Origin of the sequence: Kitasatospora sp. LaBMicrA B282 (assembly GCF_050325825.1) — a bacterium.
Classification (GTDB): domain Bacteria; phylum Actinomycetota; class Actinomycetes; order Streptomycetales; family Streptomycetaceae; genus Kitasatospora.
Genome location: NZ_JBNQTI010000003.1, coordinates 63602 through 90230, shown reverse-complemented (window position 1 = coordinate 90230; position 26629 = coordinate 63602). Strand labels below are relative to the sequence as shown.

The 26629-nt window shown below is 74.1% G+C and carries 25 protein-coding genes; 17 read left to right on the top strand and 8 right to left on the bottom strand.

The window, feature by feature from the left end; all coding sequences use genetic code 11:
* Positions 1–163: 163 nt before the first annotated feature.
* On the bottom strand, positions 164–913 hold the full coding sequence (locus ACQRUO_RS01665) for a sugar isomerase domain-containing protein (RefSeq protein ID WP_428313827.1): 750 nt from the start codon (positions 911–913) through the stop codon (positions 164–166).
* 175 nt (positions 914–1088) lie between these two features.
* Here ACQRUO_RS01665 and ACQRUO_RS01660 point away from each other — a divergent pair, with 175 nt between their 5' ends.
* Positions 1089–1781 carry a metal-dependent transcriptional regulator gene (locus tag ACQRUO_RS01660; RefSeq protein WP_428313826.1) on the top strand — a complete coding sequence of 231 codons (693 nt, stop codon included), beginning with the start codon at positions 1089–1091 and terminating at the stop codon, positions 1779–1781.
* Positions 1778–2347, top strand: coding sequence for a hypothetical protein (locus ACQRUO_RS01655; RefSeq protein WP_428313872.1), 570 nt, complete (start codon positions 1778–1780; stop codon positions 2345–2347). The genes ACQRUO_RS01660 and ACQRUO_RS01655 overlap by 4 nt, the downstream gene beginning before the upstream one ends.
* On the opposite strand, the gene ACQRUO_RS01650 is transcribed toward ACQRUO_RS01655, so the two are convergent.
* A complete protein-coding gene (locus tag ACQRUO_RS01650; protein WP_428313825.1) occupies positions 2250–2978 on the bottom strand; it encodes a bifunctional DNA primase/polymerase in 729 nt (242 codons plus the stop codon). The genes ACQRUO_RS01655 and ACQRUO_RS01650 overlap by 98 nt on opposite strands.
* Positions 2979–3469: 491 nt before the next feature.
* Between ACQRUO_RS01650 and ACQRUO_RS01645 the strand changes: the two genes are divergently transcribed.
* Both ACQRUO_RS01645 and ACQRUO_RS01640 read left to right on the top strand, forming a co-directional pair.
* Positions 3470–4846, top strand: a complete 1377-nt coding sequence (locus ACQRUO_RS01645) for a transcriptional regulator (RefSeq protein ID WP_428313824.1) — start codon at positions 3470–3472, stop codon at positions 4844–4846.
* A gap of 283 nt (positions 4847–5129) precedes the next feature.
* Positions 5130–6362 (top strand): hypothetical protein, encoded by a 1233-nt coding sequence (locus ACQRUO_RS01640; RefSeq protein ID WP_428313823.1) that lies wholly within the window; start codon positions 5130–5132, stop codon positions 6360–6362.
* Between the two features lie 54 nt (positions 6363–6416).
* On the opposite strand, the gene ACQRUO_RS01635 is transcribed toward ACQRUO_RS01640, so the two are convergent.
* Complete coding sequence (locus ACQRUO_RS01635; protein WP_428313822.1) at positions 6417–7757, bottom strand: ABC transporter substrate-binding protein; 1341 nt, start codon at positions 7755–7757, stop codon at positions 6417–6419.
* 156 nt (positions 7758–7913) lie between these two features.
* Here ACQRUO_RS01635 and ACQRUO_RS01630 point away from each other — a divergent pair, with 156 nt between their 5' ends.
* Both ACQRUO_RS01630 and purU read left to right on the top strand, forming a co-directional pair.
* Positions 7914–8432, top strand: coding sequence for an SCO4402 family protein (locus ACQRUO_RS01630; protein WP_428313821.1), 519 nt, complete (start codon positions 7914–7916; stop codon positions 8430–8432).
* Between the two features lie 92 nt (positions 8433–8524).
* Positions 8525–9403: a formyltetrahydrofolate deformylase gene (gene purU, locus ACQRUO_RS01625; RefSeq protein WP_428313820.1), complete on the top strand. Its 879-nt coding sequence runs from the start codon at positions 8525–8527 to the stop codon at positions 9401–9403.
* A 68-nt stretch (positions 9404–9471) separates the two neighbouring features.
* Here purU and ACQRUO_RS01620 read toward each other — a convergent pair whose 3' ends face one another.
* Both ACQRUO_RS01620 and ACQRUO_RS01615 read right to left on the bottom strand, forming a co-directional pair.
* Entirely contained in the window at positions 9472–10611 is a 1140-nt protein-coding gene (locus tag ACQRUO_RS01620; protein ID WP_428313819.1) for a zf-HC2 domain-containing protein, read from the bottom strand.
* A 37-nt stretch (positions 10612–10648) separates the two neighbouring features.
* Positions 10649–11146 (bottom strand): sigma-70 family RNA polymerase sigma factor, encoded by a 498-nt coding sequence (locus ACQRUO_RS01615; RefSeq protein WP_428313818.1) that lies wholly within the window; start codon positions 11144–11146, stop codon positions 10649–10651.
* A gap of 220 nt (positions 11147–11366) precedes the next feature.
* Between ACQRUO_RS01615 and ACQRUO_RS01610 the strand changes: the two genes are divergently transcribed.
* From ACQRUO_RS01610 to ACQRUO_RS01595, 4 genes are all read left to right on the top strand, one after another.
* Positions 11367–11807 (top strand): ATP-binding protein, encoded by a 441-nt coding sequence (locus tag ACQRUO_RS01610; RefSeq protein WP_428313817.1) that lies wholly within the window; start codon positions 11367–11369, stop codon positions 11805–11807.
* Between the two features lie 337 nt (positions 11808–12144).
* Positions 12145–12711, top strand: coding sequence for a GNAT family N-acetyltransferase (locus tag ACQRUO_RS01605; RefSeq protein ID WP_428313816.1), 567 nt, complete (start codon positions 12145–12147; stop codon positions 12709–12711).
* Positions 12712–12841: 130 nt separating this feature from the next.
* Positions 12842–13207: a DUF4229 domain-containing protein gene (locus tag ACQRUO_RS01600; RefSeq protein WP_428313815.1), complete on the top strand. Its 366-nt coding sequence runs from the start codon at positions 12842–12844 to the stop codon at positions 13205–13207.
* 5 nt (positions 13208–13212) lie between these two features.
* Positions 13213–14226 (top strand): LacI family DNA-binding transcriptional regulator, encoded by a 1014-nt coding sequence (locus tag ACQRUO_RS01595; protein ID WP_428313814.1) that lies wholly within the window; start codon positions 13213–13215, stop codon positions 14224–14226.
* A 71-nt stretch (positions 14227–14297) separates the two neighbouring features.
* Here ACQRUO_RS01595 and ACQRUO_RS01590 read toward each other — a convergent pair whose 3' ends face one another.
* Positions 14298–15149: an alpha/beta fold hydrolase gene (locus ACQRUO_RS01590; RefSeq protein ID WP_428313813.1), complete on the bottom strand. Its 852-nt coding sequence runs from the start codon at positions 15147–15149 to the stop codon at positions 14298–14300.
* A 104-nt stretch (positions 15150–15253) separates the two neighbouring features.
* Between ACQRUO_RS01590 and ACQRUO_RS01585 the strand changes: the two genes are divergently transcribed.
* The 3 genes from ACQRUO_RS01585 (at position 15254) to ACQRUO_RS01575 (ending at position 19436) form a co-directional block, all read left to right on the top strand.
* Positions 15254–15529 carry a hypothetical protein gene (locus ACQRUO_RS01585; RefSeq protein ID WP_428313812.1) on the top strand — a complete coding sequence of 92 codons (276 nt, stop codon included), beginning with the start codon at positions 15254–15256 and terminating at the stop codon, positions 15527–15529.
* Positions 15526–15954 carry a PIN domain-containing protein gene (locus ACQRUO_RS01580; protein ID WP_428313811.1) on the top strand — a complete coding sequence of 143 codons (429 nt, stop codon included), beginning with the start codon at positions 15526–15528 and terminating at the stop codon, positions 15952–15954. The genes ACQRUO_RS01585 and ACQRUO_RS01580 overlap by 4 nt, the downstream gene beginning before the upstream one ends.
* A 92-nt stretch (positions 15955–16046) precedes the next feature.
* A complete protein-coding gene (locus tag ACQRUO_RS01575) occupies positions 16047–19436 on the top strand; it encodes an SdrD B-like domain-containing protein (RefSeq protein WP_428313810.1) in 3390 nt (1129 codons plus the stop codon).
* Between the two features lie 165 nt (positions 19437–19601).
* Here ACQRUO_RS01575 and ACQRUO_RS01570 read toward each other — a convergent pair whose 3' ends face one another.
* A complete protein-coding gene (locus ACQRUO_RS01570) occupies positions 19602–20819 on the bottom strand; it encodes an MFS transporter (RefSeq protein WP_428313809.1) in 1218 nt (405 codons plus the stop codon).
* 417 nt (positions 20820–21236) lie between these two features.
* On the opposite strand from ACQRUO_RS01570, the gene ACQRUO_RS01565 reads away from it, so the two are divergent.
* A complete protein-coding gene (locus ACQRUO_RS01565) occupies positions 21237–22574 on the top strand; it encodes a dicarboxylate/amino acid:cation symporter (RefSeq protein ID WP_428313808.1) in 1338 nt (445 codons plus the stop codon).
* A 131-nt stretch (positions 22575–22705) separates the two neighbouring features.
* Positions 22706–22984, top strand: coding sequence for a hypothetical protein (locus ACQRUO_RS01560; RefSeq protein WP_428313807.1), 279 nt, complete (start codon positions 22706–22708; stop codon positions 22982–22984).
* 299 nt (positions 22985–23283) lie between these two features.
* On the opposite strand, the gene ACQRUO_RS01555 is transcribed toward ACQRUO_RS01560, so the two are convergent.
* On the bottom strand, positions 23284–23487 hold the full coding sequence (locus tag ACQRUO_RS01555) for a cold-shock protein (protein ID WP_330338421.1): 204 nt from the start codon (positions 23485–23487) through the stop codon (positions 23284–23286).
* 431 nt (positions 23488–23918) lie between these two features.
* On the opposite strand from ACQRUO_RS01555, the gene ACQRUO_RS01550 reads away from it, so the two are divergent.
* Entirely contained in the window at positions 23919–24770 is an 852-nt protein-coding gene (locus tag ACQRUO_RS01550) for a menaquinone biosynthetic enzyme MqnA/MqnD family protein (RefSeq protein WP_428313871.1), read from the top strand.
* Positions 24771–24906: 136 nt separating this feature from the next.
* The gene (locus tag ACQRUO_RS01545) at positions 24907–26586 is read left to right on the top strand and encodes a serine/threonine-protein kinase (protein ID WP_428313806.1); all 1680 of its coding nucleotides are present in this window, start codon (positions 24907–24909) and stop codon (positions 26584–26586) included.
* The last annotated feature ends 43 nt before the right edge of the window (positions 26587–26629 follow it).

Below are 26629 nucleotides of genomic sequence, written 5' to 3'. Positions count from 1 at the left end.
GCCCATAGGACCCCTGGACACTGGAGTACTGCCCGCGGCGGAGCCCGGATACGCCATTGCCCGGGCCAGTATGGGCGCTGCCGGACGCCGCGGACAGGCCGGTACGCGCCGTTTCCCCGGGCCGGCCGCCGCCGGCGGCCGGGCCAGTGGGCGTGGAAACGGGTCAGTAGGCGTAGAAGATGCGGTCGGCGTGCTCGGCCATCAGCTTGGCGTTCCAGTCGGTGCCGCCGTCCACGTTGCCCGAGCGGAACAGCGGGGGAGTGATCCCGCGGTCCGCCAGCTTCCCGACCGCGGCGGCCACCACCGCCTGCATCAGCGCACTGGTCACGATGGTGGAGACCGAGCCGAAGCCGGTGTCGGCGCCCGGGTGGGTCAGCTCGGCGTCACCGACCGCGATCTTGCTGTCCAGCACCACGTCGCAGTGGTCCTTGAGGTAGGTCCCGGAGGGGTGCTTGGCCGAGACCCGGCCCGGATAGGCCAGCGAGGTGACCCCGACCACCTGCAGGCCGCGCTCGCGGGCGTGCAGGGCCAGCTCCACCGGCATCACCTGGCGGCCGGAGAGCGAGATCACGAAGAGCAGGTCGCCGGCGGCGGCCGGGGTCAGGTCCAGGGTGGCGGTGGCCAGCCCGGAGACCCGCTCCAGCGCGCTGCCGAGCGGCGCCGGCATCACGTTGACCCCGGTCATCCCCGGCACGTTCAGCAGGTTGAACACGACCAGCCCGCCGGCCCGGTAGACCACGTCCTGGGCGGCCAGCGAGGAGTGCCCGGCCCCGAAGGCGAAGATCCGCCGCCGGTCGGCCACCGCGTCGGCCAGCAACTGCGCGGCCCGGTCGATCGACTCCGCCTCCTCCGCGTGGACCCGCCGCAGCGTGCTGACGGCCGCCTCGAAGTACTGCCCGACCAGGTCATCCATGAAGATCTTCCCTAACCGCCAGTGGAGAAAGCTACGGCGAGCACGGTGGGGCTTCTCGGGGGCCGCTGTCAACAGGGACGAAACCGTGCGGGAAGGCACTCGCGGCGGGCTCGGTTGTCCCTGCCGTACGTCAGAATTGGCGGTGAGGACACCGACACGAACGGAGCCGGCGGCGATGTCTGGGCTGATCGACACGACTGAGATGTACCTTCGCACCATCCTGGAGCTGGAGGAAGAGGGCATCACGCCGATGCGCGCCCGGATCGCCGAGCGGCTGGAGCAGAGCGGCCCAACAGTCAGCCAGACGGTCGGCCGGATGGAGCGCGACGGCCTGCTGCGGGTGGCCGGCGACCGCCACCTGGAGCTCACCGAGGAGGGCCGCCGGCTCGCGGTGCGGGTGATGCGCAAGCACCGGATCGCCGAGTGCCTGCTGGTCGACGTGATCGGCCTGGAGTGGGAGCAGGTGCACGAGGAGGCCTGCCGCTGGGAGCACGTGATGAGCGAGACGGTCGAGCGCAAGGTGCTCGCCATGCTCGGCCACCCGACCCAGTCGCCCTACGGCAACCCGATCCCCGGCCTGGACGAGCTCGGCGACACCAAGGCCGAGGGCGAGGGCTACGACGCCGCCCTGGTCACGCTGGACGCGCTGCGCCCCGACGAGGAGGGGTCCAGCGTGGTGGTCCGCCGGATCGGCGAGCCGATCCAGACCGACGAGGAGCTGATGCGGACGCTGCGGCGGGCCGGGGTGCGGCCGGGCGCCACCATCCAGGTCGCGCCGGCGGTGGGCGGGGTGCTGGTGGGCAGCGGCACCGACTCGGCCGAGCTCGGCAAGGAGATCGCCGCGCACGTCTTCGTCGCGCACGCCTGAGGCGCGCACGTCTTCGTCGCGCACGCCTGAGGCGCGCACGTCTTCGTCACGCACGTCTTCGGCGGCCGGGCCTGAGGTGCCCGGACCCGGGTCGCCCGGGCCCGAGCCGGGGCGCGGTCGCAGGGCCCGGCACGTCCCCACGTGCCGGGCCCTGCGATTCCCCACCCCGTTCCCCACCCGGATCCCCACCTGTTTCCTCCTGCCCGCCGCCCGGCTTCCCCGTCCAGGCGTCCCCTCCGGCTCCCCCGGTCTCGGTGCCGCCGCGGCTGCCGACCCGCCGCTGCGTGCTGTGCCCCTTTCGTTCCGTGCTGTCACTGCCTGCCTCATTCATCCCCCGGGCACCGCGGGCCAATCCCGGCCCCCCGTCACCCGTCCGAGCGGCTTGCCCGGTCGACGGCCGGGTATGCGGCATGCCGGAGAGCGGGTCCGGCCGGCCGGACCCGCTCGGTTCGCCGAACCGCCGTCAGGTCACCGGGTGGGCGCCGACTGCGGCTGCGGCTTGGCCGCCGCCGGGATCCGCCGGGTGCTCTGCGCGTCCCGGCCGCAGGCGTAGGCCAGCGGGTTGATCAGCTCGGCCGCGTCCGGCAGCCAGCGGTTGCGCTCGGAGGGCGGCAGCGCCCACTGGGCGAAGCTGTAGTGCCCGATCCGGGACGGCGGCGCGACGATCCACTCGCCCTCGCCGCGGCCCACCAGGTCCAGCCGGCCGGGCGTCCAGCCGAGCTTGCGCAGCATCTCCGGCAGCTTGGCCAGCGCGCCCGGCAGCACCAGGAAGAGCAGCCGCCGACCGCGCTGCCCGGGCGCCACCGGCACCGAGACCACCGGGCCCAGCTGGAGCTGCATCCGTTCCATCCGGGCCAGCGCCAGGCAGCCGGCCTGCTCCGGCACGTCCAGCACGTCGAAGGTGCGGCCGAGCGGCAGCAGGATCGAGGCCTGCGGGGTCTCGCTCCACCAGCGGCGGACCGTGCCGGGGGCGGCGCTGGCCCGCCGCCGCCAGTCCTGGGTCGTCGGGTGCGCCCCGGGCAGCGGGCAGTTGGGCGTGCCGCACGAGCAGCGGGCCGGGCCGTCGTCCTCGACCAGGTGGGCGCCGGGCACCACCTCCCAGTGCCGCTCCTCGGCGTACCTGACCGCTTCGATCAGCAGTTGGGAGATCGGCTTTCCGTCACTGCCCTGCTGCGGGGCTCCTGGGGTCTCTTCCACGTGCTGCACAACTACCGGCCGTGGGGCGGGTTACGGGGTGATCAGGTGGCAGCGGGCGGGAGCGGCCAATGTCACCCGTACCGGTGAGCTGCGCTGCGCGGTGCCGCGCCGGGCGGGTGGTGCCCGCCGGTCCCGCCGAGGTCGGTGCGGTGGCGCGCCGCAGCCCGTCGAGGTGGCGCACCCTGGCGCGGAACCAGGCGCTCCGGAGGCGTCCAGGCGGTGTTGGCGTGGCGTTCGCCCCCCGTCGACCGGGTGGGCGCAGCGGGGGCGCACGGGAGCATTTAGCCGGGCGCGCACGCTGATCCGGTCGTCCGCATGGGTATCCCGATGGTGTTGTTGATCGCTAACCTGGCCTCAAGTTCCGTCACTGGCCGGGTAGTCGGTGCGCCGTCCGGGTCGCCCTTCGGGGCCCCGCCCCGGCGGTCCGGCACCAGAGCAGCAGAGTCGACGCCCGCCGGCCGGAACCCGGGGGCGCTGGGGAGGCGAAGCCCATGGCCGCGAGACCACCCGTCGCACGACAGCCCAACGAGCGCCTGCAGTCGCTGATCCAGGAGGCGAGCTGCTCCAACGCGGGTCTCGCCCGCCGGGTCAACCTCTGCGGCGCCGAGCACGGGCTCGACCTGCGCTACGACAAGACCTCGGTCGCCCGCTGGCTGCGCGGCCAGCAACCGCGCGGCCAGGCGCCCGCGGTGATCGCCGAGGCGCTCGGCCGCAAGCTCGGCCGCGGGGTGACCGTGGACGAGATCGGCATGGCCGACGGCAAGAACCTCACCTCGGGGGTGGGCCTGCAGTTCGCCCCCACGCTCAGCGGTGCGCTGGAGCAGGTGTGCGAGCTGTGGCGCAGCGACGTCAGTCGCCGCGACTTCCTCAACGGCGCCTCGGTGGCGGCCTCCGCGCTGGTCGAGCCCAGTCGGGACTGGCTGATCACCCCGCCGGACCCGACGGTCGCCCGCAGCGGCGGCCCGCGGGTGGGGCCGGCGGACGTGGCGGCGATCCGGGCCACCACCGAGATGCTGGTCGACCTGGACCACCGGTTCGGCAGTGGGCACGTCCGCCCGGTGGTGGTGCACTACCTGAACAGCGTGGTCTCCGGGCTGCTCAGCGGCGGCTACCGGGAGGAGACCGGGCGCCGGCTGTTCGCCGCGGTGGCCCGGCTGACCGAACTGGCCGGCTACATGGCGGTGGACACCGGGCAGCCCGGGCTGGCCCAGCGCTACTACATCCAGGCGCTGCGGCTGGCCCAGGCCGCCGACGACCGGGGCTACGGCGGCTACGTGCTGGCGGCCTCGATGAGTCACCTGGCGGCCACCCTGGGCAACCCCCGGGAGATCGCCCAGCTCGCCAGGGCCGCGCAGGAGGGCGCGCGCTCGGTGGCCACCCCGACCGCGATGGCGATGTTCTACGCCGCGGAGGCGCGCGGTCACGCGCTGCTGGGCGACGCCCGCTCCTGCGAGCTGGTGGCGGCCAGGGCCGTGGCGGCGATGGAGAAGCGCAACCCGGAGGACGACCCGGACTGGATCCGGCACTTCGACGAGGCCTACCTCGCCGACGAGTTGGCCCACTGCTACCGGGACCTGGAGCTCTCCAAGCAGGCCGAGCGGCAGGCCCGGATCGCCCTCGAGCTGCACCCGGTCACCCGGGTCCGGCGGCGGGCGGTGGACCTGGTGCTGCTGGCCACCGCGCAGTTGCAGCAGCGCGAGATCGAACGGGCCTGCGAGACCGGGACCCAGGCGATGCGGCTGCTGGGCGGGCTGCGCTCCAACCGGGGGGTGGAGTACCTGGACGACTTCCGCCGCCGGCTGGAGCCGTACCGGGACCACCGGGTGGTGCGGGAGTTCCAGCAGAGGGTGGAGGTGGAGGCGGCATGACGGTGGCCCCGCGGTAAACGGGGCTTGATGCGGCCGCGTGCGAACGGAGGGAACGGGCCGCCCGCGTGGTCACCCGCAGCGGTGAACCGGTAGCGTGGGCGGGACGTTCCGAGGAACTCCAGCAGAAGTGTGGTCCGCCGTCAGCTGCGCGTGCGGCAGAACCGAGGAAGGCCCGGGTGCTCATACCGGACAGACAACGTGGGCGGTCCGCCGGCAGACGGACCGCTCCTCGTGCGTCGGTCGTACCGGTGGGGCCGCGGCCGAGCACAGGTGAGGAATCGCGTTGAGCCAGCGCCGCTCGTACCCCAGCAACGGTGACTTCAACCTGGACGACCTGTTCCGGCCGGAGCCGGCCGCCCAGGGCCAGGCACCCCAGCCGCCGATGCCGCAGCCGCCGGTGCCGCAGCACCAGGCGGAGCAGGCGATGCCGACCCAGCAGCTGCCGGCCCAGCCGGGCGGTCCCGAGTACGCGGCGGGCCCCGACTACGCGGCGGGCGGGGACTACCTGGCGGGCGGCACGCCGTGGGGCGAGCAGCCGGCGCACTACGCGGCCGAGGTGGCCCCCGAGCCGGCCGCCGAGACGCAGTACCTGCCGCCCTACCCCACCGGCGCCCCCACCGCGGGCACCTTCGGCGGGCAGCAGAGCTTCACCGCCCCCGCGGGCTACCCGACCGAGCCCGGCTACCCGGAGCAGGGCTACCGCAGCCCCGCCGGCTACGCGGAGCAGGGGTACGGCGAGCAGCAGGGCTACGGCGAGCAGCAGCAGGGCTACCCCGGGGCGGGCTACCAGGCCGGCTACCGGTCCGAGCGGAACGAGCAGACCACCCGGCTCGGCCGCGCCTCCTACGACGACGACCGGGGCTCCTCCCGGCTCTCCCGCAAGGCCGTGGTCGGCGGTGTGGTGGCGCTCTGCGCGGTCGGCGGCATCCTGGTCGGCGTGCTGGCCAGCGGCGGCAGCGACAGCAGCGGCAAGGCGAAGCCCAAGCACACCGCGGCCCAGGGCGGCACCGACGGCTCGCCGAGCGCCCAGGCCTCCGGCTCGCCGGCCGCCGGCACGCTGAGCCCGGCCGCGACGGCCCAGGCCCAGGCGGTCGCCAGCCTGCTGGGCACGGCCAACGCGAGCCGCCAGGCGGTGGTCAACGCGGTCGACGCGGTCAAGAAGTGCGACAACCCGGGCAACGCCCAGGCCACGCTGACCCAGGCCTCGGCCCAGCGCAAGCAGCTCATGACCAGCCTGGCCGCGCTCAAGGTGGACCAGCTGCCGACCGGCTCGCAGCTGGTCACCCAGCTCGACGCGGCCTGGCAGGCCTCGGCCAACGCCGACGACGCCTACGCGGCCTGGGCCGGGGACTTCGCGCAGAGCTGCGACCCGACCAAGGTCAGCCAGGACCCGAACCTGCAGACCGCCAACCAGGCCAGCGGCTCCGCCACCACCGCCAAGGGCCAGGCCGCCCAGACCTGGAACGCCATCGCCCAGCAGGCCGGCCTGACCACCTTCCAGTCCGGCCAGCTGTAACCGGACCCGCCGGGTGGGCCCGCCCACCGGGCCCGGGCTCCCGCCGGACCGGCCCTAGGGGGTCGCCGGCGACGGGGTGTTCGGGCCGGCCGGCCGCGGCCCGCCGGTCAGCACCCAGCGCACGTCCACGAAGCCCGGCTGCGGCTCGGCCAGCCGGCCGTTGACCACCTGCTGGAAGGTGACCGAGGTGTTCACCAGCCGCGGGGCGTCGGCGCTGGCCAGCATGTCGGTCAGCGCCCAGCTCAGCGGCGGGGTGACGCCGCCGGTGTCGATCGCGGTGCCGCTCTCCAGCTCGTTGCGCAGCGCCTTGGCGGTCACCGGCTTGCCACCGAGGCGCTGCACGGCCTGCAGGAAGACCTGGTAGGCGACCCAGGTGGTCTCCACCCCGGGGTCGGAGTCGTCGATGCTGGTCAGGCCGGCGGCCGCCGTGGAGTTGATCACGGCGCGCAGCGGGGCCCAGACCTTGGAGGCCTCCGGCGGGTACCAGCCGGTCGCGTAGGCGCCGGCCAGCGGGCCCGAGTCGCCGCCGGTGGAGTCCACCACGGACTGCTGGAAGCTGCCGATGACCGAGGCCAGCCGGGTGTTCTGGCGCGGCTGGCGGCGCAGCGCGTCCAGCAGGTTGAGGGTGGGGGTGGGGCTGAGCGCGGCGGTGATGCAGTTGCCCGGCTGGTCGGTGCCGATCGCCTGCCGGGCCTGGGCGGTGTAGTCGGTGGAGGTCTCCTTGGCCCGGATGTCGGTCAGCTTGAGCCCCTCGGGGGCCAGCGCGGCGGCCAGTTCGCCGACCAGGCCGTCGCCGGCCGGGGTGTCCGGGCGGATCAGCGCCACGGTCCGGCAGCCGGCCGCCACCAGCTGCCGCCCGCTGCCGGCGATCAGCGCGGGGGTGCCGCCGGCCACCGGGTAGGAGACCGGGCTGGTGAACTCCGGGCTGGAGAGGCCGTAGCCGCCGATGTACGGGATGCCCTGGGCGGCCAGCAGCGGCATGAAGGCGTCGCCGTACTGGCTGTAGGAGCCGATCACGGCCACCGCACCGGCGTCCACGGCCTGCTGGGCGCAGGCCGTGGCGCCGTCGGCGGTGTTGTGCTCGTTGCAGGTGAGCACCCTGAGGTGGTGGCCGGTCGCGCCGCCGGTGGCGTTGACCTGGTCGCCGATCGCGGTGGCCAGCGCGGTCATGCCCGGCCGGTCGGTCGAGCCGGTGCCGGAGGGGGCCCAGGTCATCACGGTGAGCGTGGCGTCGGAGCTGTCGGCGCCGGCCGAACCGCCGCAGCCGGCGGTGCCGAGCAGGACGGGGAGCAGGGCCGCGGCGGCCGCCAGGGCGGCGCCGCGGCGTGCGGTGCCGCCCCGCCGCGGTGCGGTTCCCCCGACGGGCCCTAGGCCGGACTCCGGTGCGTTGGTCATCTCGGCTCTCCCTGCCGTCGACTGCGTCGGCCAACAGCCTTGAGGGGGGTTCACACACACAGTGGGCAGAAGAACGAACATTTGGCCAACCGGCGATGAACTCAGGATGCGGACGCGTGTAGATCCCGTTCGGACGGAAACGTACGATCGTTGCCCATGGCGGTCAGCACAGAATCTTCGAACAGCTCTCCACGAAACCCTTCTCGTCCGGGGCGTCGCTCCAGCACGATGGGCAGCATGCCGCTCAACGATCTGCCCTGGTGGCGCTGGCGCGCCCGGTTGCGTTCCGCCCTGCACATGCTCGGTGACCCCGTCTTCCAGCAGGAGTACTGGGCTGCCGGCCGGCCGGGCTACGGTGACGTGACCGATGCGGTGTACCGCCTGGTCGAGGACAGCTGGCTGGACCGCTGGTCGGCCGAGAAGTACGTCGGGACCGTGGTGCGGGACGCCACCGAGGCGGCCGCGGTGGACGCCGCGGTGCTGCGGGTGCTGCGGATCCTGCACGAGGTGGGCGCGGACGCCCCGGTGGCCGCCTACCTCGGGCACCCCGACTGGCCCGACGCGGTGGCCGCCGCGCAGGCCGCCCACCAGCTGCTGGCGGTCAACGACGGCGAGGACCCGCAGGCCGCCCCGCGTTCGCTCGAAGTGCTGAGGATCCTCACCCGGATCGGCTGACCACCGTCGAGGGTGTGCAACCCTGGACGGATTCCCCGCCGGCAGGTCCCGAGGGCCGCGCGGCGACCGAAGGACGGAGCGAAGGACAAGTGGTGGAGCAGCAGACCGCGACCGAGCCGACCCAGTACGTGCTGACCCTGTCGTGCCCGGACAAGCAGGGCATCGTCCACGCGGTCTCCAGCTACCTCTTCATGACCGGCTGCAACATCATCGACAGCCAGCAGTTCGGCGACCGGGACAGCGACAGCCGGCGGTTCTTCATGCGGGTGCACTTCTCGGCCGAGGCGCCGGTGAGCGTGGAGAGCATGCGGGCCAGCTTCGCCGCGATCGGTGCCTCCTTCGGGATGGAGTGGGAGATCCACCCGGCGGAGGCCAAGATGCGGGTGGTGCTGATGGTCAGCAAGTTCGGGCACTGCCTGAACGACCTGCTCTTCCGCACCTCGATCGGCGCGCTGCCGATCGAGATCGCCGCGGTGGTCTCCAACCACACCGACTTCGAGGAGCTGACCGGCTCCTACGGCGTCCCCTTCGTGCACCTGCCGGTCACCCGGGACACCAAGCCGCAGGCCGAGCGGCAGCTGCTCGAGCTGGTCGAGGCCGAGGGCGTCGAGCTGGTGGTGCTGGCCCGGTACATGCAGGTGCTCTCCGACGACCTGTGCAAGGCGCTGGCCGGGCGGATCATCAACATCCACCACTCCTTCCTGCCGAGCTTCAAGGGCGCCAAGCCCTACCACCAGGCGCACGCCCGGGGCGTGAAGCTGATCGGCGCCACCGCGCACTACGTCACCGCGGACCTGGACGAGGGCCCGATCATCGAGCAGGAGGTGGCCCGGGTGCAGCACGACGTCACGCCGGACCAGCTGGTCGCGATCGGGCGCGACGTGGAGTGCCAGGCGCTGGCCCGCGCGGTCAAGTGGCACAGCGAGCACCGGGTGCTGCTGAACGGCACCCGGACCGTGGTCTTCGCCTGACACCCTTGGCCTGACACCCTCGGCCTGACGGGCCCCGCCCGCTCGCCCGCGTCCGCCCGCCCGGCCGCTCAGGGCCGGGAGAGCAGCGGCACCGCCGTCAGCAGCTCGCGGATCGCCGTCCGGTCGCCGAACTCGCCGACTGGCAGGTGGTCCGGATCCCGGTGGGCGGCCGCGAGCTGGCAGAACTCCACCCCGTCGATCACCAGTTCGGCGACCGGGTCGGCCATCGGCTCGGGCCCCGGGGCGTCCGGCCGCGGCCCGTCCAGCGGGATCAGCCACTCGCCGCTGGCCGGCCCCTCGACCACCAGCCGCACCGTCCGCGGCGCCCCGGCCGGGGCCGGGCCCGCGTAGGCGGCCTGCCGCCGGCCGGCCAGGGCGGTCGGCAGCATCCGGGCGGCCAGGTCGACCAGCTGCCGCAGGTGCGGCGGCGCCGGCGCGGCGTACGGGTAGTCGACCGCGCGGGCCACGTCCTCGCCGTGGATCCAGGTCTCGAAGGCGCGGTCCAGGAAGGCGTCGCGCAGCGGCACGGTGGCGAAGCCGTAGCTCACCGACCGGTCGGCCGCCTGCGGCGAGGCGGCCTGCAGCACCGCCCGGCTCTGCGCCCGCCACAGCTCGCGGACCGCCTCCGGGGTCGCGGCGGCCTGCGCCGCGGTGAGCCGGTCGGTGCGCTCCAGCAGCTCGCGGAACGGCTCGGCCCGGCTGCTGCCCTGCTCGGGCACCCGCAGCGGCGGCTCGGGCACCGCGTCCGGCAGGCCGAGCGCCCGGGCCAGCAGCCCGTCCACCGCCGCCAGGTGGCAGAGCACCTCGGCCGGGCGGCGCTGGAGCACTCCGCCGTGCCACGGCAGCTCGGCCACCTCCTGCCACTCGGCCGGCCCGAGGTCGCGCAGCAGCGCGTCCAGCTTGGCGGTCTCCGCCGCGTACGGGACGGCCCAGGGGGCCAGCGGGTGGTCCGCGGCCCGCCGGGTCAGGCAGAAGTCGAGCACCTGCTGGCGCAGCCCGTCCGGCTGGTCCAGCGGGTCGTCGGCGCGCAGTCGGGCGGCCGCCCGGCGCAGCCGCTCGCCCTCCTCGGTGCACTCCGGGCAGCCGGCCAGGTGCCGCTCCAGCTCGGCGCCCTCCTCGGGCGGGCAGGCCCGCAGCGCCCAGGCGCCGAGCAGGCCGCGCAGCGTCTCGTGCTCCTGCTCGGTCAGCACGAGTTGAATTCCCGTCACAGCCGAAACCCCCGTCGCAGCCGTCTCTCCGCCCCCATCATGACCCGAACTCCAGCTCGGAAGCGAGCAGTTGCAGGCCGAGGCGGAGGCGTTGCTTGGCCGCCTGCTCGCTGATCCCGAGCCGGCGGGCGGTCTCCCGGTAGGTCTGACCGTCCAGCCAGGTGGTCTCCAGGGTCTCCCGCAGCGGCGGCGGCAGCGCGGCCACCACGTACTGCACCTGCGCGTCGGCGGTGCGGTCGTCGATCTCCTCGGGCCGCAGGTCGGTCCCGCGCAGTCGCTCCACCGCGCGCCGGTGCGTGAGTTCGCCCACCCAGGAGCGCAGGGAGCGCAGTTCCGGGTCGAACTCCTCCGGATGCTCCCACAGGTGCCCGAACACCTCGCGGGTGAGCTGCGCCGCGGCCTGCTCGTCGCCCAGGATCCGCCCGGCCAGTCCGTGCACCAGCGGGGAGAGCCGGTCGTAGAGCTCGCCCAGGGCGCTCTCCTCGCCGCGGGCCAGCCGCGACCGCATCTGCTGGTCCCAGTCCGGTGCGGTCATGGCACCACGGTATAGCCGCCGTTCACCCTCCGAGGGAGTTTTATCTGAAGAACCGTGGGGCTGTTCGAGGGCGGCTGGACATATGTCGCACGGGTGGTTTCGCCGCGTGGCCGCCGCAGGTCACCCGGGCCGGAGCGGTAGGTTTCGTCACGCCGGTGCGAAGGCAGCCGACGTCGTGGAAGTCCTACCGGTAGCTCGTCAGGCAGCAGGTGGTGGAGCGGTGCAGGTGCTTCAGGTACAGCTGGCGGTGGCGGCCGACCCCGCGGAGGTCGGCCGGGCCCGTCGATGGGTCCGCGCGCAGGTGCTCGCCCTCGGGGCGGACCCGGACGCGGCGTTCACCGAGACCCTGGTGCTGGTGGTCTCCGAGCTGGTGACCAACGCGGTGGTGCACACCGGGCGGCCGGCCGTGCTGCGGCTGCTCTGGCCGCCGGACGCCGCGCCGCTGCGGGTCGAGGTGGTCGACGCCAGCGGGGTGGCGCCCGCGCCCCGGCACGCGGCCGCCTCGGCGACCAACGGGCGCGGCCTGGAACTGGTCGAGCTGCTCTGCGCGCGCTGGGGGTGGTACCCGCAGGGGGCGGGGAAACTGGTCTGGTGCGAGATCGAGCGCGGCACGGGCGACGGCGGGGCCGCGGTCTGCGCGGCGGGGGCGCTGTCGGCCTGACCGGGGCGCTGTCGGCCTGACCGGGGCTGGTTTCGATTGGTTCGCAGGCCGAAATGGAACGCAACCATTCCGAATTTCGGACAAACCATTGACGTGACGTATCCGGCTGATCACTCTTGGGTCAGCTCTCCGTCGCGAGGGGACGCCAAGGCCGCGGGGCCAGGGGAGACCCGGTCGCCGGCCGGGCCCGCCGTGGAGCCTTGGCGAGTGCGGAGCGCCGCTGTGCGGGTCAGGGCCCGTACCGGCGGCCGACCGGGCTGGGGTGCCCGGCGGCCGCCGCTGCGCTGCGCGGACGTCCCGCCCGGCACGTCCCCGGTGCCCAGTAGCATCCGGGAGCATGACCCCGAGCACCGCCGCCCCGACCGTCCCCGGCCTGGACTTCACCCTCGACCCCGAGCTCACCGACCGGCTGCGGGCCGAGATCGTCACGCTCTGGACCGACGTCAGCAACGCCGGCGGCTCGGTCGGCTTCGTGCCGCCGGTCACCGAGCAGCGGGTGCTGCCGACCGCCGTGCAGCAGTTCGCCCACGTCGGCGGGCCCGCGGACCCGGACGCCGACCGGCTGCTGATCGCCCGGGCGGGCGGCGAGTTGGTGGGCGTGCTCTTCTTCGAATCGATGCGCTTCGACCTGATGGACCACTGGCGCCTGCTGAAGCGGGTCATGGTCTGCCCGACGATGCAGGGCCGCGGCTACGGGGCGGCGCTGCTGGCCGAGGCGGAGCGGATCGCCCGCTCCTGGGGCCTGGCGGGCCTGCGGCTGACCGTGCGGGGCGGGATGGGGCTGGAGCGGTTCTACGGGCGCTGCGGGTACCAGGAGGTCGGGCGGGTGCCCGGGGCGATCCGGGTCGGGCCGGGGGACGAGCGGGACGACATCACCTTCTGGCTGGAGCTGCGCGAGGGCTGAGCCGCCCGCCCCGCGCCCGGGCTCCGGTGGCGGGGACGGCCCGCTCGGAGCGGCATGCTTCACTGGGAGACCGAGTCCGGCCGTCCCCGGCCCGCTCCCGCCGTACCGCCCGTCACGAAGGAAGCCATCCGTGAGCAGCAGCAAGAACCACGCCACGCTCCGTTACACCTCGCTGCGGGCCAGCATCTTCCTGGGCTGCCTGCTGGTCACGCTGCTGCTGGGGCACTTCGGGATCATTCCGGTGGTCGGTGCCACCGGCATGGTCTTCCTGGTGCTGTTGGCCGGCCTGGTCTCGGCCCCGATCAGCTACGTGGTGCTGAGCAGGCAGCGCGACGAGATGTCCGCGCAGGTGGTCGAGAAGGTCGCCGGCATGCGCGCCAAGGCCGGGCAGCGGGTGGCCGACCAGAACGCCGCGGAGGACGAGGCGGACGACGCGGCCCGCGCGGTCGCGCAGGCCCGGGCCGCCGCCGAGGCCGCCGCCCCGCAGCAGTCCTGACCACCGTGCCCCCCTCCGTCGAGCCGGGCGCTCCGGTCCGCCGCCCCACCGGGCGCGACGTGGCCCAGCTGGCCGGGGTCTCCCAGGCCACCGTCTCGCTGGTCTTCTCCGGGAGCGAGGCCGGCCACCGGGTCTCGGCCGCCACCCGGCAGCGGGTGCTGGAGGCGGCCCGCGGCCTCGGCTACCGCCCGCAGGCGGCCGGCCGCCAGCTGCGGCTGGGCCGCAGCGGCCTGGCCCTGCTCGCGGTGCCCAACCTGCAGGGCCCGTTCTTCGGCCGGGTGCTGGAAGGCGTGCACGAGGAGGCCGCCCGGCACGGCCTGGAGGTGGTGGTCAGCTCCGGCTGGAGCGCCGCCACCCTGGCCGACGCCGCCACCACCAGCCGGTTCGACGGCCTGCTGATCTGCTCGCCGGACGACAGCCAGCTCGGCGAGCTGCCGCCGGGCACCCCGGCGGTCTTCCTGGACGCCGACCCGGTCGCCGCCGGCGGGGCGCCGACCGTCGAGCTCGACCTGGCCGGTGGCATGGCGGCTGCCGTGGCGCACCTGGTGGAGCTGGGCCACCGTCGGCTGGGCCGGCTGCGCTCGACCCACAGCGCGCACACCTTCCGGGTCCGCCAGGCCGCCTTCGAGGCCGCTGCCCGGGGGCTCGAGGTGCAGGAGGCGGGCGTCTCGCTGAACCGCGGGGAGTCGGCCGCCCGGGCCGCCGCCGGCGAGCTGCTCGGCCGCCCGGACCGCCCGCACGCCGTGGTCTGCGACGACGACGTGGTGGCCTCCGGGGTCTACCAGGCCGCCGCCGACCTCGGGCTGCGGATCCCGCAGGACCTCTCGGTGGTCGGCATCGACAACGTCTCGGTCGCCGCGCTGCTCACCCCGCCGCTGACCACCGTCGACCTGCCCGGCGAGCAGCTGGGCCGGGTCGGGGTGGCCGCGCTGGCCGCCCGGCTGGCCGGGCGACCGGTGCCGCCGACCGAACCGCTGGCGACCTCGCTGATCGTCAGGTCCTCGACCGCGTCGGCCTGAGCCGGCCGCCCGCCCGCCCGCTCACGCCGCTCGGTTCACTCGGGCAGGGCGGTTCACTCGGCCCGCTCTGTTCACTTGGGCAGCGCGGCCAGGAACTCCGCGACCGCCGCGCTGAAGGCCGCCGGGTCGTCCAGCCACGGGAAGTGACCGGCCCCCGGCTGCACGGCGAGCCGCGCGTTCGGCAGCAGCGCCGCGTACTCGGCCGCGATCGCCGGCGTGGTGGCCCAGTCCAGCTCCCCGGCGAGCAGCAGCACCGGCGCCGCCAGCTCGGCCAGCGCCGCCCGGGTCGCCGGCGGGTCGAAGGAGCCCGCGCCGAAGAACACGTCGCCGGCCTCCTCGTTCTCCTGCTCGAGCGCGGCCGCGTCGAACGCCTGCGCCGCCGCGTCCCACCGGCCGTAGTGGAAGGGCGCGATCGCGTCCCAGTCCTCGTCCGACTCCTCGCCGGCCTCGATCGCCTCGAACGCGGCGTAGGCGGCCTCGAACCACGGCTCGCCCGCGCGCAGCTCGGCCGCGGCCCGCCGGGTCTCCCCGGTCACCGGGATGTCCACGGCCCGGGTGCTCGGGGTGACCAGCACCAGGCTCGCCACCCGCTCGGGGTACCGCTCCGCGTACCGCACCGCGAGGTTGGCCGCGGCCGAGTGCCCGAGCAGCTCCAGCCGCTCCAGGCCGAGGTGCACCCGCAGCGCCTCGACGTCGGCCACCTGCCGGTCGCACCGGTACGACTCGGCGTCCTCGGGCACCGCGGAACCCCCGGTGCCCCGCAGGTCGAGCACCACCAGCTCCCGGTGCGCGGTCAGCCCGCCCAACTCCCCGAGGTACACGGCGTCCCGCATCGGCCCGCCCGGCAGGCAGACCAGCGGTGCCCCGGCGCCGGTGCGGCGGTAGGCGAGTTTGGTTCCGTCGGGCGCGGTGAAAGTCGGCATGGCGGAGGAGCCTGGCAGGGCGGTGACGGCGGGGGCAAGGGGTTTTTGGTGCCGCTACGCTGGTAGCCGACCCGACCTTGCGTGGTCCTGTGGAGGAGCAGACCATGAGCACCGCTGCCACCCCGCCGCTGCCGCCGACCCGGCCCGAGCAGTCGCACCCGCTGCGGACCATCCGGGAGATCCGCGCGGCCTTGCCGCCCGATCAGCGGGCGCACTTCGACGCGGAGCTGGGCGACACGGACATCGACGCACTGCCCGCCATACTCCACCGGTGGGCCACGCTCGGCAACGACGGCTTCCTTGATTTTCTGCTCTCGACCCCTTTCGAGGGGCTGTCGTTCGGTGAGCGCTCTTACGACGAACCGGCGGACGCCGAATGATCTTCCTGCTCGACACCAATGTGGTTGCCGAGTTGACCACCCGACCGAGGCCGGACCCTGCAGTGATCGGCTGGGCGAGATCGGTCCCGGCCACGTCCTTCCAGCTGAGTGTGATCACGATCGCCGAGATCGAGGCGGGTGCTGCGGCCCACCCCGAGCCGGCCCGGCAGGCGTTCCTGGATCGGGTCCTGCGGGGCCTCCGACATGAGTACCGGGACCGGACCGCTGCCATCGGAGTCCGGGAGGCCGCGGCCTATCTCGCCGTTCACCGGCGGCTGAAGCAGGCCGGGCAGAGCATCGATCCGCCGGATGCGCTGATCGGTGCTACCGCCCTGGCGAACGGCTGGACGGTGGCCACCCGCAACACCAAGCACCTGGCCCGCACCGGCGCCCTGGTGTTCGACCCTTGGACCCATCGCGGCTGACAACATCGCTGCTACGCCGCCCGACTGAAAAACCGTTACTCCGCTCTCGCGCCGTCCGCTCGCCGGGCAGGTAGTCGGATGAACTGCTCAGCATGCGGATCCCCCACCTGCGGGCGCCCAGTCGGGTGGCCCGATCCAGACCCGACGGCCGGCCGGGCCGGTACGCACTGGCGCGCTTCTCGGCGGTGCTCGCGCTGCTCGCGGGCTCGCTCTTCGGCAGCGGGGCGCTCGCGCCGCCCGCGCAGGCCGCGATCTCCTTCACCAAGAGCGTGGACCACCCCAACCCCGCGCCCGGTGAGAACGTCACCTACACGCTGCGGTACACCTGCTCCCTCACCGAGTGCGACAACGGCCTGATCACCGATCAGCTCCCGCCGCAGATGGAGTTCGTGGGCTGGACCCCGGACCCCTCCTCGGTGGACGTGGCGGCCTCCACGGTGCCGACCCAGGGCAGCACCGGCGGCACCATGACGATCAAGCTCAAGGAGCTCAGTCCGGGCACCACGGCGACCATCACCGTGGTCCTCAAGTACCCCAACTGGACCACGCCGGACGGCACCAAGGCCACCAACACGGCCACCATGACCGCCGACAACGAGACCCCGCAGACCGCGACCTCGGACACCACGGCGCACGTCCAGCCGACCTACGCGGTGACCAAGGGGGTGCAGAGCTCCAGCCGGGACGGCCGCACGGTCACCTACCAGTTCAGCGCCTGCTCGGCCGACGGGGTGCCCAACGTCGACCTGGACGCCAGCCGGCTGCTGGACACCCTGCCGCCCGGCGCCGTGGTGGACACCACCCGCTCGCCGGGCTGGACCCAGGTGCCGCCGGGGCCCAACACCTGGGGCTTCGACATCGGCGCCTTCCGCTCCGGCAACGGCCACGCGGGTTGCCGCACCCCGGGCGTGCTGGTGGTCGACTACCCGGAGAGCGCCTTCCCCAACGGCACCACCTCGAAGAACACGGTGGACCTGAAGGGCGACCCGCTCGGCAGGCCGGAGCAGCAGCTGGACTCCGCCGAGGCCACCACCCCCACCTTCCAGCCGTCCACCGGCGGCCTGAACGTGCACGCGGCCAAGACCTGGCCGTCCCAGACCGTCTCCGGTGACCTGAACGGCTTCAGCCTCTACGCGGTCAACACCGACGCCCCGGCGACCAGCCTGACCATGACCGACCCGGGCGGCGGCACCACCGGCGGCCTGTACAACTGGTTCGCCCCGCAGTCGATCCAGCTGGACGCCTGGAACCCGACCGGCATCGGGCTCACCCTGCAGTACCGGCTGAACGGGGACCCGAGCTGGCTCACCTTCACCCCCGGTAGCCCGTTCAACGGATCGAGCCAGCGCCGGGTCAGTTTCGCGGTGGGCGCCGGCGACCCGGCCAACGACGTGCTCGGCATCCCGGCCGGGCGCTGGCTGGACGGCCTGCAGTTCACCTGGAACGGCCCGATCCCCAGCGGCTGGAGCCCGGGCAACTCGGTGCAGGTGCTGGTGCAGGTGCTCGCCACCGGGCACGACGGCAGCACCGCGCCGACCCCGCTGAAGAACTGCGTGGACGTCACCGCCTCGGACGGCACCAACCAGGCCGCGGACAACGCCTGCGCCACCACCACCGTCACGGCCGCCACCAACCTGGGCACCGCCAAGACCACGGTGGCCGGTTCGGTGAACTCGCCCGGCGGCAACGCGACCTTCCAGGTGATCGCCTACAACCGGAGCGGCCGCACGCTGGACCGCCCGCTGGTGCTCTACGACGTGCTGCCGGTCGGCCTGGTCTACGTCGACGGCTCGGCCCGCCCCGACCCGGCCTACTCCGACGCCAAGGCCCCGCAGTCGATCGAGGTCACCCCCGGCCCGGACGGCCGCCAGATCGTCAAGATGACCTGGCCCGCCGGCGCCCCGGACATGACCTACCTGCACGACCAGCTCGCCTACCGGATGCTCTTCGACGTCCAGGTGGCGGGCAGCGTCCGCGGCGGCACCCTGACCAACGACAGCTACGTCACCGTCGACCAGCCGACCGCGCCGGTCACCTGCCTGTACAACCACTCCGACAGCGGGGTGCCGGACAGCCTGGACCTGAACGGCAACGGCAACACCAACGAGACGGTCTGCCACGCCTCCTCGGACGTGCAGGTGCAGGTCCCGGCGGTGCTGCGGTCCTACAAGGAGGTCAAGGGCGACCTGGACGGCGACTACGGCGCGATGGGCACCGCCTCGCCGGGCGGACAGCTCTCGTACCGGATGACCGTCCGCAACGACTCGCCCGATGCGGTGCACGACTTCGTCGCCTCCGACCGCCTGCCCACCCCGGGCGACGGTTACGTGCTGCACCCCGACGCCCCGCGCGGCAGCGCCTGGGCGCCCTCGCTCAGCCAGCCGCTGAGCAGCAGCGACCCGACCGTGGTGATCGAGTACACCACCTCGAAGAACCCCTGCCTGCCGGACGACCTGCGCACCCCCGCGCAGAACGCCGGCTGCGACGCCTCGGCGACCTGGAGCACCACCTTCCCCGGGCCCGGCCAGGCCGCCTGGTTCCGGGTCAGCCGCCCGGGCGAGCTGGCCGCCGGCGCCGCGTTCACGCTCACCTGGCCGATGGTCGCCTCGTTCGATGCACCGGAGGGCGAGTACGCCTGGAACAGCTTCGGCTACACCGCCACCGACGCGAACGGACAGCAGCTGCTGCCCGCCGAGCCGGCCAAGGTCGGGGTCGGCGTCAAGTACCCGAAGCCGTCGAACAACGCGCTGGGCGACCGGGTCTGGCAGGACCTGGACAGCAGTGGGATCCAGCAGCCGGGTGAGCCCGGGATCCCCGGGGTGAAGGTCGCCCTGCTGGACGGCAACGGCCAGCCGGTCCGCGACCGCAACGGCAACCCGGTCACCACGGTGACGGACGCCAACGGGATGTACCTCTTCGACAAGCTGCCGGACGGCTCGTACGCGGTGCGGTTCGACCTGTCGACGCTGCCCGCGGGCGCGACGGTGACCAAGCAGCACGCCGGGACGGACCCGGCGCTGGACTCGGACGCGGACCCGACGACGGGCCTGACCCAGACGGTCCGGCTGAGCGGCGGGCAGCGGTACCTGGACCTGGACATGGGGGTGGTGGTGCCGTGTCCGACGCCTACGCCGACTCCCACGCCTACGCCTACGCCTACGCCGACGCCGACGCCGACGCCCACGCCGACCCCCACGCCGACACCTACTCCGACCCCCACGCCTACCCCCACGCCTACCCCCACCCCCACACCCACCCCCACACCCACCCCGACGCCCACTCCCACCGTGACCCCCACCCCCACGCCGACCGTGCCGCCCACGCCGACCGTGCCCCCCACGCCGACCACGAAGCCGCCGCTGCCGGACACCGGCACCGACGTGCCGACGGGGACGCTGGCCGCGATCGCGGGCGTGCTGGCCCTCGGTGGGCTGGTGCTGCTCGGGGTGGCCGCCAACAAGCGGAAGGGACGCCACGGCTGACCGACCGAGCGACGGCTGACCGGACCGCGGTAGCCGAGTGACGGCCGCCCAGGACTCCTCACGGGGAGCCTGGGCGGCCGTCGCCGTCCCCGCCCGAGCGGCCGTCCCCGCCTGGGCCGCCGTCCTGGGTCGACCCGCCGCCGGCCCGCCGGCCCGGTCAGTCCGTCAGCCCGCCAGTGCCGGCTCCGGTGCCCCGGCGCCGGCCGGGGCCGGGAGCGGCTGCAGGCGCCGCCGGGCGGCGAAGAGCAGGACCCCGCCGAGGGTGATCCCGGCGACCGAGCACCAGGCCACCGCCGCCAGCGAGGTGGCCACCAGCGAGCCGGAGACCGCGTACCCCAGAGCGTTGCCGGTGGCGAACAGGGTGACCAGCCAGGCGAACGCCTCGGTCACGGTGCCCACCGGCGCCAGTTCGGCGACCAGCACGAAGGCCGCGGCCAGCAGCGGGGCGAGGCCGAGGCCGGAGACGAAGGCGAGCACCGCCATCGGGCCGGCCGCGGGGAGGGTGAGCAGCGGCAGGTAGCAGGCGCCCATGCCGAGGGCCATGGCCCAGGTGCGGGTGGCGGTGCTGCTGCGCCAGCGGACCGCGCCGTAGCCGAGCGCGCCGAGCAGGCCGGCCAGGGCCGCCAGGGCGAGCAGCGACCCGGCACCGCCCGGGAGTTGGTGCGGGTGCCGCTCGGCGTAGGCGATGAAGAGCACGTTCTGCGAGCCGACGGTCCACCCCGCGCCGGCGAGTCCGATCAGCAGCAGCACCAGGCCGGGCGAGCGCAGCGGTCCGAGCAGCCCGGCGCCGTGGTCGCGCGGCGGGGCCTGCCAGCGGCGGGCGGGGCCGGCGGTGGCCACCACCAGGGCGCCGAGCAGGCCGAGTCCGGCCGCTGTCCAGAGCGCGGCGACCGGGCTCGCGACGGCGGCGATGCCGGCCACCGCGAGCGGTCCGGCGACGTAGAGGATCTGCTGCGAGGCGGAGTCGAAGGCGTAGGCGGTGTCCAGCTGCTCCTCGGCGACCACGTCCGGCCAGAGCGCGCGCAGGCAGGGTTCGAGCGGCGGCATGCAGAGCCCGGCCACCGCGGCGCCGGTGATCGCCGCCGCCGCGTTGCCGGGGGCGAACGCGAGCAGCGCGTAGCCGCCGCCGGCCAGTACCGCGGAGCCGAGCAGCACCCGGGGCTGCCCGGTGCGGTCCACGATCCGTCCGAGCACCGGCCCGCCGATCGCGGCCGAGATCGCGTAGGCGGCGGTGGCCAGGCCGATCCTGCTGTACGGCGCGCCGGCCTCGCGCAGCGCGAGCGCGACGACCAGGGCGGTCATGCCGGCCGGCAGTCGGCCGAGCAGGGTGCCGAGGAGCAGCCGGGTGACGTGGGGGGCGCGGAGCAGGGCGAGGTAGCCCATGGGGGTCTCCCGGGCGGTGGGGATCGGGGGTGTAGTGAAGTTATACGTATAACCACACCGGCGCGTCAATCTGGCCCGGTCCGCGCTCGCGCCACCTCAAACAACAACTTTGAACATCTCAAATCTTTACTGTTAGTGTGTCGACCATGACCACCCCAGACGCGCCCCGGCAGCAGGACATGAGCGGCCCGCTCATGCCGTGCGTGCTGCCGGTCCCGGCGTGTCCGGTGCGGGTCGGCTCGTGTCGCGTTCCGAGCTGTAGCTAGGCGGCGTACCCCTCGCTCCTTCCGCTGCGAACTGTCCGCCCGGTCGGTTGACCGGGCCCGGGCACGTCCCGTGCGCCGCCGTCCCCCCGCTCCCGTCCCGCCCTGCGGGCTGCCCCCGCTCTTCCGCACCACCCCTCGGAGTCGCACACCCATGTCCGCCACCGCTCCCGCCCCCGCGCCGACGGCCCTGGCCCGGCTGCGCCGCACCCCGTTCTGGGTGCAGATCGTCGCCGGCCTGGTGCTCGGCGTCGTGCTGGGCTTCGTCGCCCGGCAGAACGACGTCTCCTGGCTGACCACCACCCTGGACACCGTCGGCAAGACCTTCGTCCAGCTGCTCAAGCTGGCCGTGCCGCCGCTGGTCTTCACCGCGATCGTGGTCTCGATCGCCAACCTGCGGAACGTCACCAACGCGGCCCGGCTGGCCGCCCGCACGCTGCTCTGGTTCGGCATCACCAGCCTGATCGCGGTCAGCATCGGCCTGACCATCGGCCTGGTCACCGACCCCGGCCAGGGCACCGCGCTCTCCACCCACGGCCTCAAGGCCCCGGCCGACTCCGGCTCCTGGGTCGACTTCCTGACCGGGATCATCCCGACCAACATCGCCGACGCCTTCCTCAAGGTGAACGTGCTGCAGATCGTCTTCCTGGCGATCGTCGCGGGCGCGGCCATCCTGAAGGCGGGTGAGAAGGCCGCCCCCTTCCTGAAGTTCAACGAGTCGCTGCTGGAGCTGGTGCAGACCGCCCTGTGGTGGGTGATCCGGCTCGCCCCGCTCGGCACCCTCGGCCTGATCGGCAAGTCCGTGGCCGAGTACGGCTGGGACCTGCTGCGCCCGCTGGCCACCTTCACCGCCGACGTCTACCTCGGCTGCGCGCTGGTGCTGTTCGTCGTCTACCCGGTGCTGCTGCGCTTCGTCGGCGGGCTGAACCCGCTGCGCTTCTTCCGGGGCGCCTGGCCGGCGATCCAGCTGGCCTTCGTCTCCCGCTCCTCGGTCGGCACCCTGCCGCTCACCCGCCGGGTCGCCGAACGCCTGGGCGTCCCCGCCGAGTACGCCTCCTTCGCCGTCCCGTTCGGCGCCACCACCAAGATGGACGGCTGCGCGGCGATCTACCCGTCGATCGCCGCGATCTTCGTCGCCCAGGTGTACGGCATCCACCTCGGCATCGGCGACTACCTGCTGATCGCCTTCGTCTCGGTGATCGGCTCGGCCGCCACCGCCGGCCTCACCGGCGCGATCGTGATGCTGACCCTGACCCTCTCCACCCTCGGCCTGCCGCTGGAAGGCGTGGGCCTGCTGCTGGCGATCGACCCGATCCTGGACATGATGCGCACCGCCACCAACGTGGCGGGTCAGGTCGTGGTGCCGATCCTGGTCTCGGCCCGGGAGCGGACCCTGGACCGGGCGGCCTACGACGACCTGCACAGCGACCTGATCGCGCAGCCGACCGCCGCGCAGCCGGAGTCGGCCCGGCCGGAGCCGGCGGCCGTCTGACGGGTGGTCACCCGCGAGAAGCGCCGACAGAACGCCCGGCCGGGGTTTCCCGGTCGGGCGTTCTGCGGTGGCGGCGGAGCCGGTACTGTCCCGGGCTCAGGGAGCTTCGGAGCGGGCGGGGGGACGGTCGGGTGCCGGCGGTGGGGGCGGGGCGGGCGGTGCCCGGGCACGGGCGGGCGGTGCTCGCGAGCCGGCGGGTGCGGCGGGTGGGGTGGCCGGCGGCCGTGCTGGTGGCCGTGGTGGGCGGGGGCCGGGGCGCGCAGGGGCTCGCCTGGTGCCTCGCCGCGCTGGACGGCCGCTGGCTCCTCGTCGCCCTGGTCGGCCTGGGGCTGCTCGGCCTGGTGCTCGTGCTGGTGGCGATCGGACTCGGCTGCCCGACGGAACGGCTGCTGGTCGGTCCGGTGGACTGACGCACCCTGCCGGACCCGGCCGGCCGATGCCTTCCGGCCGCCTCGGTGGTCGCGGTCGCCGGAGGTGAGAGGGGAGCACCTCGGGGCGCGCGCTGCGCAGTTCGCGCGGGTGGCTGGAAATGAGTGCAGGGTTTCCCGGCGAGCGTGGGTGTTTCCCGGGGAAACGGCAGGGGGCCCGCCAGTCTGCCGACGTGGCGGGCCCCCTTGGGTACTGCAAGTCATGCTCGGCGACCCGGGTCGGGACGCGGGTGGACCCGCTGTGGAGGGGGCCCTTGAGCGATCAGGTGATCAGAGAATGATCAGATGGCGGTGACGTTCTCCGCCTGCGGGCCCTTCGGGCCCTGGGTGACGTCGAAGCTGACCGCCTGGTTCTCCTCCAGCGAGCGGAAACCGGTCGCGTTGATGGCGGAGTAGTGGACAAAGACGTCGGGGCCGCCGCCCTCCTGGGCGATGAAGCCGAAGCCCTTCTCAGCGTTGAACCACTTGACGGTTCCCGTGGCCATGCCGTTCTCCTTGCGAGGGACGTGGTGGACGCCACACCGTGTGGCGTCCGGTCCGCTGCGCTGATCGCCCCGCCTCCGAGCAGGCCCGGAGTTTTTCGCACAATGCTGCAATGCTGAAAAACTACAAAAAGCCCGCGGTTACATGCTCCGCAGGCTTCAAGTACTGCAAGGGGAATCAAACTGCAACTGGTTGAAACCGTAGCACGCAGACGCGGGCTCGACCAGGGGTGTCTCAAGGTGCCGGAGGGGCGTGTCGGAGTTGGCTTGAAGTGTGTCGCACGGGGGTCGCGCGGGGCTGCCGACACGGCGGGCATACGCTGCGGAGACCGGACGAACGGGCAGCACGGGCAAAGGAGCACACGGTGGCTGATCTGGTGGAAGACGCGGTGGGAACCGGTGCGGTCAGCGGTCCCGGCGGCCCCCGCGGCCCGCTGCGGACCCGGCCCCGGGTCGGGCACATCCAGTTCCTGAACTGCGTCCCGCTCTACTGGGGCCTGGGCCGGACCGGGAGCCTGCTCGATCTGGACCTCACCAAGGACACCCCGGAGAAGCTCAGCGACCTGCTGGTGAGCGGCGCCCTCGACGTGGGTCCGATCACCTGCGTGGAGTACCTGCGGCATGCGGACGAACTGGTGGTGCTGCCGGATATCGCGGTCGGCAGCGACGGGCCGGTGATGTCCTGTGTGATCGTCAGCAAACTTCCGCTCGGCAAGCTGGGCGGCCGCAAGGTCGCCCTGGGGTCCACCAGCCGCACCTCGATCCGGCTCGCCCAGCTGCTGCTGGAGGAGCGCGAGGGCGTCCGCCCCGAGTACTACAGCTGCCCGCCCGACCTGGACGCGATGCTCGCCGAGGCCGACGCCGCGGTGCTGATCGGCGACGAGGGCCTGGCGGCCACCCTGGCGGCCCGGCCGGACAGCGGCTGGCAGGTGCACGACCTCGGTCAGATGTGGCGGGACTGGACCGGCCTGCCGTTCGTCTTCGCGGTCTGGGCGGCCCGGCGCGACTTCGTCGAGCAGCGGCCGGAGGCGGTGGCGGCGGTGCACCGGGCGTTCCTGGAGTCCCGGGACCTCTCGCTGGTCGAGGCCGACCAGGTGGCCGCGCACTCGGCCCGCTGGGAGCCGTTCGAGGCCGCGGTGCTGGAGCAGTACTTCCGGGAGGCGCTGGACTTCTCGCTCGGCGAGCGGCAGTTGGCCGGCATCGCCGAGTTCGCCCGCCGGGTGGCCCACGACAGCGGCTTCGCCCCGGACGTGCGGGTCCGGCTGCTGGCGCCCGTCGTCGGCTGACCTGCCCGGCTGACCTGCGCCGCTGATGCGGCATCAGCTCCCGTTGGTCGAACGGGATCCGCTCGGTCACCCCAGCACGGTACGGTCGTGCCGAGCCGCGCACCGGGTGGGGGCCGGCCGGGGAGGGGAGCGGGCGATGGAGCCACTGGAGCCGGGCGATCCGCGGCAGGTCGGCGAGTACCGGTTGCTGCGGCGGCTGGGCGCGGGCGGCATGGGCCGGGTGTACCTGGGGCGGACGGCCGGCGGCCGGACCGTCGCGGTCAAGCTGGTCCGCAGCGAGCTGGCCGAGGACGCCGAGTTCCGCGCCCGGTTCCGGCAGGAGGTGGCGGCGGCCCGGCGGGTCGGCGGCCGCTGGACGGCGGCCGTGCTGGACGCGGACACCGAGGGCCGCGACCCGTGGGTCGCCACCAGCTACGTGGCCGGCCCGGCGCTGGCCGCCGCCGTGCGCGAGTCCGGGCCGTTGCCGCCCGACGCGGTGCGCGCGCTCGGCGCGGGGCTGGCCGCCTCGCTGGCGGCGGTGCACGCGCTCGGGCTGGTGCACCGGGACGTCAAGCCGTCCAACGTGCTGCTCACCCTGGACGGGCCGCGGCTGATCGACTTCGGGATCGCCCGCGCGCTGGACGCCACCGCCGCGCTCACCCGCTCCGGCTTCATGATCGGTTCGCCCGGCTTCATGTCGCCCGAGCAGGCCCAGGGCGCGGTGGTCGGGCCTGCGTCCGACGTCTTCACGCTCGCGGCCGTGCTGGCCTTCGCGGCGAGCGGGACGGCGCCGTTCGGCGAGGGCGGCAGCGTGCCGCGGCTGATGTACCGCGTGGTGTACGAGGAGCCGGACCTCAGCGCACTCGACCCCGACCTGCGGGCGATCGTGCAGGACTGCCTGGCCAAGGACCCGGCCCAGCGCCCCACTCCGGCCGCGCTGGCCGAGCGGCTGGACCAGGACGGCGCGGCGGCGGCCCGGATGCGCGAGGGGGTCTGGCTGCCGCCGGCGCTCTCGGCCTCGGTCGGGCGGCGGTTGCAGGAGCTGGTGGACCTGGACCACGAGGTGCGGCCGACCCACCCGGGGACCGTGCTCGACCCGGGGACGCAGCAGGCGCCGCCGCACACGCCGTACGCGCAGCACGTGCCGCCGCCGCCCGCGGCACCACCCACCGGGGTGTTCGGGGCGCCGCAGCCCGCGGCGCCGACGTTCGCCGCACCCCTACCCACGCCCGCCCCCGCCCCCACCCGCCGCTGGCCGGCGATCCTGGGCGCGGCGCTGCTGGTCGCCGCGGTGACGGCCGGAACCACGCTGTGGCTCACCCGCAGTGACGGCTCCTCGGCCAAGGACGGCAGCCCCGCCGCCGGTGCCCCCGCCCCCGGCGCCGCCGTCACCACCACCGTGGCGAACCCGCCGGCCGGCCCCGCCCCGCAGCAGAGCACCCCGCAGCGGAGCGCCCCGGCCGCCTCCTCGGCCCCCGCGCCGCAGTCGTCCGGCAGCGTGCCCACCGCCTTCCTCGGCACCTGGCACGGCTACCTGGGAATGCCGGGCCTCGGCAGCTCCGTCGAGGTCCAGATCACCATCAAACAGGGGACCAAGGGCGCCGTCGTCGGCCAGAGCACGGTGAGCTACGGGCCGACCGTGCCCACCTGCCACGCGGAGGACTTCCTGGTCTCCGCCTCGGCGGACCAGTTGGTGCTGGGCGCCGGCCAGGTGACCGGTGGTCCCTACTGCACCTCGGACGGCGGGCAGCGGCTCTACACCTGGAACTCCGACGGCAGCCTGCACCTGAGCGTGGACAACGGTCAGGCCCAGGGCGACCTGACCCGGACCTCCTGACCCGGCTCCTGACCAGCGTAGGCTGGTTCGGTCATGTCGCCGG